Genomic DNA, 13,373 nt, shown 5'->3' with positions numbered 1-13,373 from the left:
TTCAGTAAGACGCGTCAGAACAGGCTTCTTCTCTTGGAGCTTTGCAACTCTTTGTTGTTCGTCCCAGAAACCTCGCTGGCCCATGGAAAGCATGTAATCTTGAAGCCTTAGTATAATTCAAATTCGGCCGCTATCAAGCGGTCTTGCGATTTTTCGAGGTGCCCATATCAGGCTTCCGGATGGTGGACATCCAGCTTGCAACCTTCTAGTCATTTATTGGAATAAGTACTTCATAGATCGTTTCCCCTGCCCTGAATGGGTAATTCGAATATCGAGGTAGTCCTTCTTATCGCCTCATCTACGTGGAGTGATCACGCGACCGAATTCGCTGGCAGTGATAAATGCCGGTGCGGTGCTCGTGTCGACGCTGAAGGAGCGCGTTTCGGATTGCAATGAGCCATCGGGCCAGACGAAGGTGACTACCCCTTCTAGATTCAAAGTGGAGCCCGTCTGGCTCGTAATCCGCAGATCCTGGGTAGTCACCCTCTCGAACTGATTGAAGAAGACTGGTGTGAACTGGTCGGCAGCTCCACTGCCATAGAGAAGCCTTGACTTCTCGAAGTCCTTCGCTGACAGGGAGTTGTAAAGATCCTGAATGCTGCGTAAAGCACGGTCAGCAACCGACACCGTAATAGGTTGGTCAGATGACGCAGAACGCGGCTCCGGTTGCAATGGAAGTGCCCTGGAGTTGACCGGATCAGAACTGATCTCTGGTGCTCCCGCTGGAGCAGAGGTACTGGTGTCTGGAGCTGCTGGCGCCAAGGTGCTTTGCCGCTGCCAGACCAGAAGCACAACTCCTGCAAGTGTCATAACCAGCACCCCGCTTAGGAACGCCAGCACCGCATTTGTGCTCGTTTTTCCACCGCCCCCGACTAATGGGCTTGCCACCGCCCCAGTGGCAAGCTCGCTTGTCGTCGATGCTGAAAAAGCGCTTGGCGGTGCGGCACTCCTCGTCGAAATGGGATGGGTCTCCGCCACTCCCATCAATCCTTGCAGTACTGGCTGGAGGCGGTCATAAAGCAAGGGAGAGAAGACCTGTGCCAGTTCATGGCTGAGAATCTGCAGGTTCTGCTGATCTCCTAGTGGAGGATCCGTACCGGCTGCGATGGCGAAGGTACTCGAGCTCACCAGATGACGAAGGGGAGCTATCAGTTCGTGCTGCTCACCTCCACAGAAATCAGCCACTAGAGCTTGCAAGCGCTTTGCATCCACGGGGCCTTGCCGCTGATGGCGCAGGATATGAGCCCGAAGCTCAGCGCCAATCTGATAAGCGTTCATACCGTTCATACCTGCTGCTTACCTGAATAATTCTGGCTTATTGCACCATTCTGACACTGCTCATTCTTTTGACACTCTCCGATCCGCTGAGAAGTATCCCATCACGCCTTTAGGCACGAGATTATTCCCATAAGGACTCTTGTTGAAAGAGAGCTCAGGGCATAAGAGGAGACCATGAATATTGCAAAATCTGGCGGCGCCTTAGATTCATAAACGATCGCCATTATCAAGGTATAATATGCAAGCAGAGGTACTTCCACTCTGTATGCCTCCTTTTCTGTTCGTCCTGATTGGAATGCTGCCGCGCACAAGGTGATTGAGGCAAAAGACATTAGTGCCCAGGGCCATTTATAAACATATTCAAGAGCCAGGCTTGATGGATTGAGAGTCCCTGTTGGATTGTCGAGATTAGCTTGTGCTCCTGAGATAAGCTTGATCATAAGAAACAGGGAAAACGGCGGAATCTGATATATCAGGGTGCGACCTATCTGGCCTATTGAAGACAGCTTGCTGGACTTTGAACTCTCTTCTCGTTCTGGATAACTCTGCAGAATCTCATTTTCCACAAGGCTCGGGCGCCGGCGGAGCAACCTCCTAGTCGACTCTAGCTGTAAGTTGTAATCGTCTATCTCTTCAGAGCGAGGTTCATACGAGATCATTTCCTCATCGGCAGTGTTTGTGATCTCTTCTTGATCGAACTCTTCAGTCTCACCTTCTGCGTTGAACTGATCAGAGGGAAGGTCAACAAATCCAAGTGCTCCCTCAATGAGATCTATCAGATCTATGACAATCTCGGGGAGATAAAGTGCTGCTAGCTCACTGGCTAGGTTGTCTCGAGCAAGAATCATCTGGGCTGGAGTTCCACTAAGTGGCAACTCCCTAAAGGACTTCCTTTTGCCGAGATCGAGAAGAGCAGGCTTGAGATCCTCGTAGTCACTACATAGATCAAGCAGGATCGCCCCATATTGATCGGCCAACAGATTGCCAGCTTGTACGGAATATTTAAATTGGAGGCCGATCTGATAAAGAGTTAATTCAGTCATCCGTTAGACTTCGTAACTGAGTCATAGATTGAGGGTGCATACTTCACCTGATCAAAAGACTCATCTACTTGGTGTGGTGTCTTGAGCAACAACCCCTTTGCCCGCAGAGGGTCGAGCTGATTCTTTCCTGAGGTTTTCGCCATTAGGAGCTGCTGGCAAATCAATACGCGCGCGCTGCCACTCACGACTCAAGGCTTCTCGGAGTTCAGGGCAGAACTCTACGAGTTGGGGCTGCTTTAGTTCAGGGTTGCTCGAAGCGATCAATGCGCCAAGAGGATCCTTGGACGGCATGGCCAGGTATTTGTTGCGGCTTCTTGTATCTCTAAGTGTATCTCTAAAAATACGTTTGTACGGACTTAGTTGTCCAGCGATGGAATTAGTTAGTTCATCGTTTATTCGGGGGCTCGGCGGAGATGCGGGAGAACCGGCATTTTTCATACTGTTGCACAGCTTGCTCGACTGGTTCTGCAGCGCTGCAACCAGTTGAGAATTCTTTTGCGCTAAGTTGCTTTTATTTGTGCGGGTGAATGGCCCAAGCCCTTTCCAGGCTATGCCAGCTGTTGCCACTATCGCTGCCACGACAATCACAAGAAGTGCCACGAGGGGCCAGGGACTAGGTCTTTGCCACCAGCTTTCTGAAATCTTATTGTTCTTAGAGTCTCCTCCCTGAATCAGAGTAGGGCTGAGATCAGTGTTAATGATCGCCTCTGATTTGGCAGCGCTGGTGCTATCTAAAGGTTTCTCTTGGCAGGGCTGCACTATCACCAACTGACCTGGCTGCTGTCCTTGCTTGGGACGACGAGCTCCTCTTGACAAGTGCGGCTTCTCGCTGACCACTCTCCAGCGGCCAATCGCCACGCTCACATCATCACCGCTGCCCTGGCTGCTAATCCGATCCAGATCTGCACTCAGCTGGACCGCCGCGTCACCCTGTCGGGGCTGCTCTGCCTCACAGAGATAACGAACAATCGCGAAGAAGTCGGCATCTGTACTGCAGGACTTGCGCACTCCATCGGTGCTGAGCAGAAGGGAGAAGGGAGTCTCGTGCTCAGTGATCGGGTGAACGGCTGTGCGAGCAGCGAAATGGCGTGGAGCGTTGCTTAGGCAGAGGCTGTAGGTGGTCTCTCCCCCCGTCTGATCTTCCTCCTGTTCCTCACTCGCCAGCTCAACTTCACCATCCGACCCGATCCGAATCAGATCCCAGTCGCCCAACCCGGTGTGAGCCCACCAAGCTGGGGTCATTATCACTAGAGCGATGGTGGTGCCGTAGGAGAGCGGCGAGTAGGGGACTTCACTGGCTTCGGTCTTGATTCGCTCTTGGTTCCAATGTGATTCGACAGACGCCAGCCAGCGCCGATGAAGGGTCTGGGCGAATGACCCCTCAAGCCATTCCTGCCATCTCTGGACAGCATCACGCCCCACGCTGCTCATCTGGCCCAGTTGTTCTGCAACCAGGTTCAGGGAAAGTTTGCAGGCAAGCCGGCTGCCCACATCACTGTGGATGTAACGCTTCCCTCCGTGTCCGTCAGCCACGACCATTAGTTGGACGGGGTGCCCGCTCCTGTCCTTAAGGCTGCACCAGCCACTGGCGTCTTGGCACACCACACCTCGCCGTGCATGGGATGCACCTGTGCGGGTATCTACTTCGGGAACAAACCAGCTGCTCACCACTTGATCACCAAACCGTTTGGCTCATATCGGTCGGATCCATCAGCGTGGGAGGTAGATCGGGCATAGGGACGTTGGTGGCGCTTGAGGGTGCTCGATCGCCCCCAATCTCTGACACCGGCCGCGAGGCCGCACTTACAACAGCGGTCGAGGCCCACTTGATGTAGCGAGCCAGGGTTCGGGCATCATTTGCTTGGAGGGGCCTCATCGCAGAGCGCTCTCCAGCATTGCCAGTGCTGGGTTCCGGCCCGATGAACTTTTGGAGATGTTCCAGGTCGGCGTCATGACCGATCGCGATCGACAGCCGCACTGCCTTACGGGCCCAGGGTTCGTGCAGAAGCGTCTGCAATCCACCGTAGTAGTCGTCAGTTGGAGCACCGTCGGAGATAAGCACCAAGATTGGTGGGAGCGCTCGCTGTTCCATCGGAGGAGTGCGCAGAGCCTGGGCTACCAATTTCATCGCTTCTCCCATAGCAGTTAATCCAAGAGCCTGAGACTCCAGATCTCGCCAGCTGTGCTCGATCGCTTCCACTGGTGTGGGCTCCGCGATGTGCCATTTAGCTTGGGTAGAAAAGCTGACAGCACGCACGAGCATTTGAGCTTCTGGATTGTCGCGAGCCACGTTTGCCATCGCTGGCAGCGACTGACGGATTGCCTGATTGAGAGATTGCATCTTGCTGCCACCCATCGAACCTGAGCAATCGCAGAGGTAAATGAAGTGCAACGGGCGACGAGCCAGTTTGACGTCAGGAAATGCCATGTCTTAGGGGAGGTTGTGCAAGTTGAGTATTTAAGAAGTTGTCTTCATCGCTCAAGAGCGACGTTACCAAGATGAGTCTTGATCTCGCTCACTTGAGCCAGATTGCAGCGCTGGCCAGTGGAGATCTCCGCCGACTGGCCGTTGGTGAACTGCGCTGTCCAAGTATGGGGAGATAGGTTTTGAAGTCCAAGGAGATTTGGATTGCTTGGGTGGGATTCAATCCTCCCTATAGGTGCATCGATGCGCTCTGTTACTAGTGGATTGAGATGATGAGCATGGAGTTCGTTCTCAGGCTGGGCCAGTACGGCAATCCTTCCGGCCATAAGCCGGGCTGGTTGCTCAATCGAGCTTCCGCATGCCCAGCATTGGCTCACCTGACCAGCGTCAGCGAAAACCTCCTGCCCGCAATCTGGACAGATGAGCCGACTGTCAAGGCATGCTGCTAGGGCCTCGCACCACTGACCAGTGCGAACCCGCGCGGACGGGTTGAGCATGCCTGGGCCAAATGTCCTCTGAAACAGTCGCTGCAAACGCTCTGGGTAGATGGGCCATGTGAGCACAGCGGCTCTGTGCTCATCTGGATCGGGGCGGTTGCGCTGATCGTCTGGATCAAAGATGAATACGGGATCCTCGCAATAAAGCCTTTGCCTGGCAGGCTCATCAAGGCAGCGAATAGCCATCTCCATCTGTCCTTTGAACGGATCACTGCGTGCCAGCAGATGAAACATCAGCACGGCCATGGAGAACAGATCGCTGTCAGCTGAGGGCTTGACCTTGCCTAGCATTACCTCTGGTGCCATGAAACCACGAGTCCCCACTGCCAAGCCCCTGTTCTTGCCATTCTCTTCAACATTATCGTTGTCACAAATCAGGATGTTGCCGTTTTCTGGATTCAGAAAAACGTTGCCCAGTGAGATATCTTTGTAGCAGAGCCCTTTGCTATGCAGTGCATCGAATGCTTCTGCAAGATAAAAGCAAGATTTTACTATACTTTGGAGAGTGATTGAAATGCGCGCGGCGGAGTGGTCAATTGCGCCTACATAGCCTGTAGGCCGAATCGCCATGAGGTAGCCAAAGCTGCCGGATGGAATGTTGAGTCTTGAGCAGCTCTGCTCTGAAGGCTCAAGAAGGCTGATCGGCCATAGGAAGGCCGGGCTTGGACTAGAGATGCGAATACTGTCGCGAAGCCGATCGGCTAGCCCGGTGTCGCGATTGGCGATCTTTGGGAAATACCACTTGGCAGCCAATGCCTCCCCTGCGAAGGTCACCTCATAGACCTCTCCCTGCCCCCCGGCTCCCAGTAGCCGCTGGACTTCAATCGGTGAGGAGAGGTTGGAGCACTCAATGGTCGCCCCGTTGGGTAGCATGGATTCCATCGTGGGCAAACTCAGGCTGAGGAGGGCTGGCCAATCGCCTTACGGATACCGTTGCGATGACCGAGTGCGGTGACTTTGTTAGCGAAGCTATGACGGTAGGCCATGCCATCGAGCAGGGTCACCAACAGCACATGCTCTTTCCGTGAGCCGAGCACAATCCAGCCGGCCAGGACCACCAGCTCCAACGTCCAGAAGGCGGGGGGCCATGGCAGAACCACGAGGGCTCCCAGGGACAGCAGAGCCCACCAGCTGAAACTGGCTGGATAGCGAGGCCTGCTAAGTAGCTGAACGAACTTGATTTGGTTCATTGGAATCAGCTGACCGGCAAACTCCAGATTCCCGCCTGCTGAGCTTTTGACAGCAGGTTCTGGGGTGGGCTGTGAGCTGGCAGGGGCAAGGCGGAACACCAGCACCGGCCCGACCTTACCCAACTGGATCTCGTCGCCATCGCTGATAGGGCGGCAGTTCCGGATGCGCTGGCCTTCGAGGAAGGTGCCTTCCTGGCTCCCCCAATCGCAAATCAGCCAGCCATGGCCGACCGACCAGCGCACGACAGCATGGTGATCTGCCACGCCATCTGTTTGGGGCATGCATAGCAGGTTGGTGGAAGCCTTGCCAATGGTGAGCGGTTTTTTGGTGCTCAGAGGCGCCGTTTTTGCCGGATCATTTCGTAGAAACAGCTGGGCTCCATTGCTGTGTTTCATTGCCGGCTCCTGCGCTGCCACCACTGCCGCCAGTCCTCAGTGAGCTCTGCCCAGAAGCCTGGCTCACCGTTACGCCATGCAACTACGCGCCCAGGGAAGAGCAGGGCTTTGGCGGCCAGAGCAAGGGCGACCAGAACCATAGAGAGAAGGATCCAGCCCGGTATGGCGCCAGGCCATAGGAATGCTGTTGACAGCGAGAGTGACCTCGCAGCAAAGAGCCCGATCGTGAGGGCTACCCACAGACGGAACGGAGTCCAGGGATCACGCCGAGAGGTCAACGCCGGAACAACATCCTTGCAGGGGTTACTCTATGACAAGCCTGGCTATGCCCCAATTTCTGAGACTGGTGCCAACGCCGATTCAACGAGCGCTGAACACAGCGTGGGCAGGGATCAGCCTGTCAATGGTGTATCCGAGACAACCACTGAGCGTCCAACCCAGCCGTCTGTCGCCCAGTTGGGGCGCAAGCTAGTTGATGATTTGCAGAGCCTGAGAACCGCTAGCTGGCTTGAGCGTCGCAGCTGGTTCAAAAGTATCTGGCTAAAAGCTAGAGAGCGCCACGCCTGGCTGGAGATCTGGCATGGAGAGCAGCTCTCCTCTCGGATTGAACTGGGCGAATGCAGGTTGCGCATCGGCCGTGATCCCTGCTGTGAGCTCAGGACAGATGTCCAAGGCGTGAGCAGGGTTCATGCCTTCGTGGAGAAGGACCGCCCACAGGACCGCGACTGGGTGCTGGAGGACTTTGAATCCGCCAATGGCGTTTTCTGGCGCGATCGACGGATCCGGCGTATTGCTCTTCGTGATGGCGATGTGGTGCAGCTGGGCTCACCACTGCGCGGTTCACCAAGACTGAAATATCACCAGCCCCGCAGCCCCTGGGAGCAGGTGGTTCACGGCTTTGGCCTGTCCTCCTTGGTGGGCTCAGCGGTGGTTGTCAGCGGCCTGATGCTCTTTAGCACCGTTGGTGGAGGGTCAAGGGTGAACTTCATTGGTGGGCCGGTGAAGATCGCAACCCAGCAGGGGCAGCGCGTTGACGAGAATGAAGGTGCAGCAACTGCACTTCTTCATCTAGAGGATTACCCGCTGCACCTACGTCAAGCGCTGCTTGCTTCTGAAGATGCGCGCTTCGGCTGGAACAGTGGCCTGGATATTGGCGGCACGCTGCGCTCTCTAGTGAAAAGCAGCGGCGGCGGAAGCGGTATTACCCAGCAAGTTGCGCGAATTTATTACCCATGGGTTAAGAAAGGGAACCCCGATTCGCCCTGGCCATGGGTACGGACCCCTGAAATAGATGCAAACGATCAGCCAGTCAAGCGAGGACTTCTTTATCGCAAGATTCGGGAGTTGCCAGTTGCCTGGCAACTAGAAACGCACTTCAACAAGAATGAGATCTTAAAAATGTATCTAGATCGCGCCTTCCTTGGCATGGGCGCAGAGGGATTTGAGCAAGGAGCGAGGCTATACTTTCGCAAGTCTGCCCGGCAACTGAATCTGCCCGAATCTGCTTACCTAGTCGGACTACTACCAAGCCCCAATGGATATAATATTTGTTTCGCACCAAGACCGGATGAAGTAAGGGTTGAGAGGGAGGAGAGGCAGCAAAAAAGGGGTAAAAGTATTGCACCATACCCAGATGAAACAACATGGACCCCAGTGCTTCGCCGCAACCTTGTACTCGGTCGCATGCTCGCCGAAAATTTTATCAGCGGAGAGCAATATCGTGACGCAGTTAGACACCCCTTGAAGGTTGACCTATCAATCTGCCAGCAATCAAGCTATAAGAGCTATCCATTCTTTAGTAATTATGCACTAGAGGAGCTTTCGGGACCTCGCTACTCTCTGAATCTGTCGCAGCAGCGTGATGGTGGAAACTACTATGCCGTTGCAACTGTCAAACCTGAGCACCAAGCGGTTGCAGAAGCTTCTGTAAAGCGGTTTCTCGAATCTGATGCTGAACCAATCGGTGTGAATCAAGCGGCTTTGATCTCGCTAGATTTTCGTACAGGAGAAATTATCTCTTACGTTGGTGGCAAAAAATATGGTTATAACTCGGATCGGGGCGAAACCAGTTATGACCGTGTCAGAGCCCCGAGACAGCCTGGTTCAACATTCAAGCTGTTTACATACTTGGCTGCACTTGAGGATGGCATGAGTCCTGAAGATCAGATCTCCTGCGCGCGAATTTATCAGCTGGAGGCTGGCTGCCGTCAGGGTAGTGCAAGTCTTTCGATGAGCCAGGGCCTTGCGCTCTCCGAAAATCCGATCGCGCTACATCTCGCCGATAAGACGGGTTTTGATCTTGTGATTCGCATGGCCCGCAAGCTGGGTATTACTACGCGTCTTGAAGCTAACCCAAGCATGGTACTGGGTGGCAACGAGGCCTTGCTCTATGAGATGGCTCAGGCTTATGCCATTGTGGCAAATGGTGGCCGTGCAGTGTCTTTACATGGCGTAAATCGTATATACGACATCACTATATGCGGATCTGAACAGGCGCTGAATCAATGCCCTCCTCACGGCATATTTACGCCCATTCCGCAGAAAAAACAGCAACTACTCTCGGCAAATGTCGCTAAGGCTATGGACGCCATGCTGCTGCGCGCCGTACAAGAAGGAACAGGCCGCAACGCCAATACTGTGGTCGATGCTCGCGGCAAGACAGGAACAACCAATAACGGCCGGGATGCCTGGTTCATCGGCTATTCCCCCAGCAAGGGTGTGCTCACCGGTATCTGGATGGGCAATGACAACAACCAACCCGCCGAAGCATCCGCAGGTGCCCTGGCTGCCCGGCTCTGGGGGCAGTACATGAGTGCGATCTGATGGTGCGACCCGGTGCCGATTACTCCCTGGGTCTGGCTTTTGGTCGGGTAGTTAAGGCACAACCCCTGCGCCATCCATCACGGCTGAATGCGGTGCTGGCTGATCTGCTTGCGGGCGATCTGCCTCTTCGGGCTCCCCTACGGGAGCTGGTGGAGTTGCCCGCTTTTCTGGAAGCCGAACCACTGGTCGCCTCGGCGACGGCGGTTGCTCTCGTCAGTTTTCTGCTTGATGAGCTTGGTTGTGTTTATCGTGATGAAACGTTGGCGCGCCTCCGCACGGTGTTGTGCGGCTACTTTGCTCTGCCAGAGGCTGCGCCGGCTGATGCTCCTTACGTGGAAGAGAAAAGAGAACAAGAAGAACAGCCAAATAACTACAAGCCGGTAGATGGTCGCCTCGATGATGTGGAGCGACATAAGGAGAATCTCAAGAGACTTTTAAATCGCCAGCTGTGGAATGAGGCTGATCGGAAAACCTGGCAGCTTCTGGTCGCATCCTGTGGTGGTGGTGGCCAGGAGTCGTTTGAGTCGATCTGGAGGGCGGCTCCGTGTGCGTTGCTCTACGACATCAATCGGCTCTGGTGTGAAGCCAGCCATTTCCGTTTCGGCTTCTCCGTGCAGCGTGCACTCTGGGAAGAGCTGGTCTCGCTATCAAGTTCTGCCAATGCAACTTCACCTGCGGGGAGCCCAAGGGAGCCTGCTCGGATTTTTGCTGAGTTTCTACAATCGCGTACCACCCAGTCTCTAGGAAGTGTGCATTCCGGGGCAATCGATTCTGCTGCTCTGCCTCCCGGTTTCTACCCTCGGGGTGGCATGCATCGGGTATGGGGTGGGCACCGTGGCTGGCAGATTGCGTGGGACAGCGCCTGCCTCATTAGCCACTTTACTGAAGTCCATGGCCGCCTGGTTGATTGCGGCCTTGTGGGCGTCAAACTCGACGCCGGTACCAGGCAGCAATTGCAGGCTCTGCATCAAGCTGCTTCGCCCCCATCAGCTGCGCCAACTGAGCCTAAGGCTGCTGCGGCGCGGGAGCCGTCCCAGACGAAGGAGCCTTCGGCCCAATCCCCTAAGGCGCCAGCGTCACGGCCAGCGACGAATTCTGCAAGCTTAAAATCTAATGATTTTTTAGGCTGGGTCTTTCCCGGCTTGCTTCTATCCTGGTTTCTTCTTGGCATGATTTTAGGATCGTTTGCTGGCCCCGCAGTGACTAGAGAGTGCTCATCCGGTGGGTTCTATTCAAGAACCTATTGTTATTTATGGCATGTGCCTTCCGGACTGTCGCGCTAGAGGAAACCGCTGGGGTTCCACGATGAAGTCCTGTATCCATATTTGAATAGGCAGCTGGTCGATGGTCTATTCCCTTTGACATCAATAATTTCGAGCAAATTGACTATGGAGCCCATTGTCCCATGATGGCTAGAAACTGTGCTGTAAAAGGCTGGAATGAGCACATCACATCGAGAGCTCCCGACAATGGTCATCATTCCTTCACTTGAATGATGCGCTGCTAATGGCTTGCCGGTTATGGGTGCAAGAACTTCAGCTCCATGCAAGATGCAATTAACTCTCGCAAGCATATCCCGGGGTGGCTACACTATTACGCTGTTCCACAAACGAAAGCTTCTGACATCCTAAATAATGCTCTAAGCAGAGCGTCATTGCTTTAGATAGGGAGTACTCTTCATGAGCCCACGGATTTAGGACTATTCTCTTAAGGGCACCTCGAAATTTACTAGATTTGCCAGCCTCTGATCTCCATAAAAAAATGCCTTTCGGCATCGTCGCAGCAGATCACAAGTGCTCAAGCAATACAATATTGTCGGCAAATCGATTCGCATTGGATACTGCTTAGGCAATAGTCAGGGCGTTAGTTGATCGTTGGAGATAGCGCAGAAAATTGAATGTTAGATTTTTTAGGGCCCACCAGGCTTGATTCCTTTCAAGCCCAATCTTTCGTGTCAACTTGCCGCCCATTGAGGTTGTCATGGCGCCAAAAACGTGTTCTACACAAGCACGAATTGACGACCTAACGGAATTGCGCTCTTTGGCTGCTTCGCTAAGAGGGTGATTGCGCGAGCCCTTTTCATGGATGCGACTTTCAAACCCACCTAGGCTCAGCAGATCTTGAAAGCACTGTCCTGAGTAGGCAGAGTCAGCCCAGACATAGTCATCTTGATTTTCTGGATCCAAGAGCATTGGAAGCATCTGACTGTCATGAATATTGGCTGGTGTCACAACAAAGCGTCTGATAAAACCATGCTCGGCATCAATGCAGATGCTGTTCTTATAGCCGTAGTGATTGATCCCATTCTTTTTCACCCAGCGGGCATCTAAATCCCTCTGCTGCAACCGATTTGGGTTATCTTCCCATCCATCTGGTAGGCGATCAGCCTTGATTTCCTTGTTCTCTTCACGGGTATTTCGTTGTTTTGGGACAGGAACAAGAGTGGCATCAATGATTTGACCGCCACGAGCTTCGAGGCCCTGATCTCTCAGGTATTCCTCAAACATCTCAAAGAGCTCTTCGATTACACCGGCCTTGCGTAGGCGCTCTCTGAAGAAAGCCACTGTAGTTGCATCTGGTATGTCATTCATCACTCCAAGGCCAACAAACTTCTCGAAGGAACGACGGTCATTTACTTGGAATTCGACCTCTTCATCGCTTAAATTGAATAGCTGTTGGAGCACCAGCATCTTGAAAAGAATCAGTGGATCTATCCGTTTGCGGCCAGCATTGCTTTTGCGCTCCTGGCTGTAGCCCTTATCAAGCAAAGGGCGGAATGATTCCCAAGGAATCGATTCAGTAAGACGCGTCAGAACAGGCTTCTTCTCTTGGAGCTTTGCAACTCTTTGTTGTTCGTCCCAGAAACCTCGCTGGCCCATGGAAAGCATGTAATCTTGAAGCCTTAGTATAATTCAGTTCGGTCGCTATCAAGCGGTCTTGCGATTTTTCGAGGTGCCCTTAAACCATGGAGAGGTAGACACCTTCAATAGCCATGCTGCGCAACGGAGAAGTATACGGCTTCCGCCATCGAAATAGATTGCTTTGCTCAGCTGTGACTTAGGTTATATTAGGGAATATTGACTGGCTTGTCTTGTGGCGACAGCTGACAGTGACCAGCTCAGGAGCCTGGGCAGACAGCTTGGCGAATACGTCGCGCGACAGGGAGGAATACTTCCAGCACCGGCGGCGCTTCAAGGGGTGGTAGCCGATTTGACCGCCGGGCAGTCTGATTTGCAGGCACCATTGCGTGACCTGGTAAGCAGGCAGAGCTTTGCAGCACTCCTTCCTCATGCAGGGTCAAATGGCGGACTGATTCAACGCGATGCGTTGATCCAGGAGATCAGCCGCGTCTACCACCCTGATGTACTCATATTTATTGAAGAAGTCTTGAATGGGTTTCTGGATTCAAAAGGGGGCATTGCTGTTTCACTGTCACAGAGTATTTCAATTCAAGGGTCTTCGCCTAACTATCAAAGCAGCCAGCAAGATGGGCCGGACCCTAAGCTAAATGCTAAGGCCATTAATGTTTCGAAGGATAAGCTTTTATCTATGGGGAGCCCTGCCTTAAGATCTGCCAGATCAGTCAACCCACTCAAGGGTACCTCGAAATTTACGAGATTTGCCAGCTCTGATCACCATAAAAAAATGCCTTTCGGCATCGTCGCAGCAGATCATAAGTGCTCAAGCAATGCAATATTGTCGGCAAATTGATTCGTACTGG

General features: G+C 53.5%; 10 protein-coding genes. 3 read left to right on the top strand and 7 right to left on the bottom strand.

Features of this window, described 5'->3' with window-relative positions:
• Positions 1–294: 294 nt before the first annotated feature.
• The 6 genes from KBY83_RS14480 to KBY83_RS14455 form a co-directional block, all read right to left on the bottom strand.
• Positions 295–1,287 carry a hypothetical protein gene (locus tag KBY83_RS14480; RefSeq protein WP_255020289.1) on the bottom strand — a complete coding sequence of 331 codons (993 nt, stop codon included), beginning with the start codon at positions 1,285–1,287 and terminating at the stop codon, positions 295–297.
• Between the two features lie 92 nt (positions 1,288–1,379).
• Positions 1,380–2,321, bottom strand: a complete 942-nt coding sequence (locus KBY83_RS14475; RefSeq protein ID WP_255020288.1) for a hypothetical protein — start codon at positions 2,319–2,321, stop codon at positions 1,380–1,382.
• Between the two features lie 60 nt (positions 2,322–2,381).
• Complete coding sequence (locus tag KBY83_RS14470) at positions 2,382–3,989, bottom strand: PP2C family serine/threonine-protein phosphatase (protein ID WP_255020286.1); 1,608 nt, start codon at positions 3,987–3,989, stop codon at positions 2,382–2,384.
• 7 nt (positions 3,990–3,996) lie between these two features.
• Entirely contained in the window at positions 3,997–4,749 is a 753-nt protein-coding gene (locus KBY83_RS14465; protein WP_255020285.1) for a vWA domain-containing protein, read from the bottom strand.
• Between the two features lie 44 nt (positions 4,750–4,793).
• Positions 4,794–6,125, bottom strand: coding sequence for a protein kinase domain-containing protein (locus KBY83_RS14460; RefSeq protein WP_255020283.1), 1,332 nt, complete (start codon positions 6,123–6,125; stop codon positions 4,794–4,796).
• An 11-nt stretch (positions 6,126–6,136) separates the two neighbouring features.
• Positions 6,137–6,829 (bottom strand): FHA domain-containing protein, encoded by a 693-nt coding sequence (locus tag KBY83_RS14455; RefSeq protein ID WP_255020281.1) that lies wholly within the window; start codon positions 6,827–6,829, stop codon positions 6,137–6,139.
• 294 nt (positions 6,830–7,123) lie between these two features.
• On the opposite strand from KBY83_RS14455, the gene KBY83_RS14450 reads away from it, so the two are divergent.
• Entirely contained in the window at positions 7,124–9,652 is a 2,529-nt protein-coding gene (locus KBY83_RS14450; RefSeq protein WP_255020279.1) for a transglycosylase domain-containing protein, read from the top strand.
• Positions 9,652–10,935, top strand: coding sequence for a GUN4 domain-containing protein (locus tag KBY83_RS14445; protein WP_255020278.1), 1,284 nt, complete (start codon positions 9,652–9,654; stop codon positions 10,933–10,935). Before KBY83_RS14450 ends, KBY83_RS14445 begins: the two co-directional genes overlap by 1 nt.
• Before the next feature lie 561 nt (positions 10,936–11,496).
• Here KBY83_RS14445 and KBY83_RS14440 read toward each other — a convergent pair.
• The gene (locus KBY83_RS14440; protein WP_255020277.1) at positions 11,497–12,531 is read right to left on the bottom strand and encodes an IS5 family transposase; all 1,035 of its coding nucleotides are present in this window, start codon (positions 12,529–12,531) and stop codon (positions 11,497–11,499) included.
• A gap of 331 nt (positions 12,532–12,862) precedes the next feature.
• Here KBY83_RS14440 and KBY83_RS14435 point away from each other — a divergent pair, with 331 nt between their 5' ends.
• The gene (locus tag KBY83_RS14435; RefSeq protein ID WP_255020276.1) at positions 12,863–13,363 is read left to right on the top strand and encodes a hypothetical protein; all 501 of its coding nucleotides are present in this window, start codon (positions 12,863–12,865) and stop codon (positions 13,361–13,363) included.
• The last annotated feature ends 10 nt before the right edge of the window (positions 13,364–13,373 follow it).

The sequence above is a fragment of the Cyanobium sp. WKJ7-Wakatipu genome, from assembly GCF_024345355.1.
Lineage (GTDB): Bacteria > Cyanobacteriota > Cyanobacteriia > PCC-6307 > Cyanobiaceae > Cyanobium_A > Cyanobium_A usitatum.
Note: the sequence above shows the minus strand (reverse complement) of the source record. Positions and strands in the feature narration are given on the sequence as shown.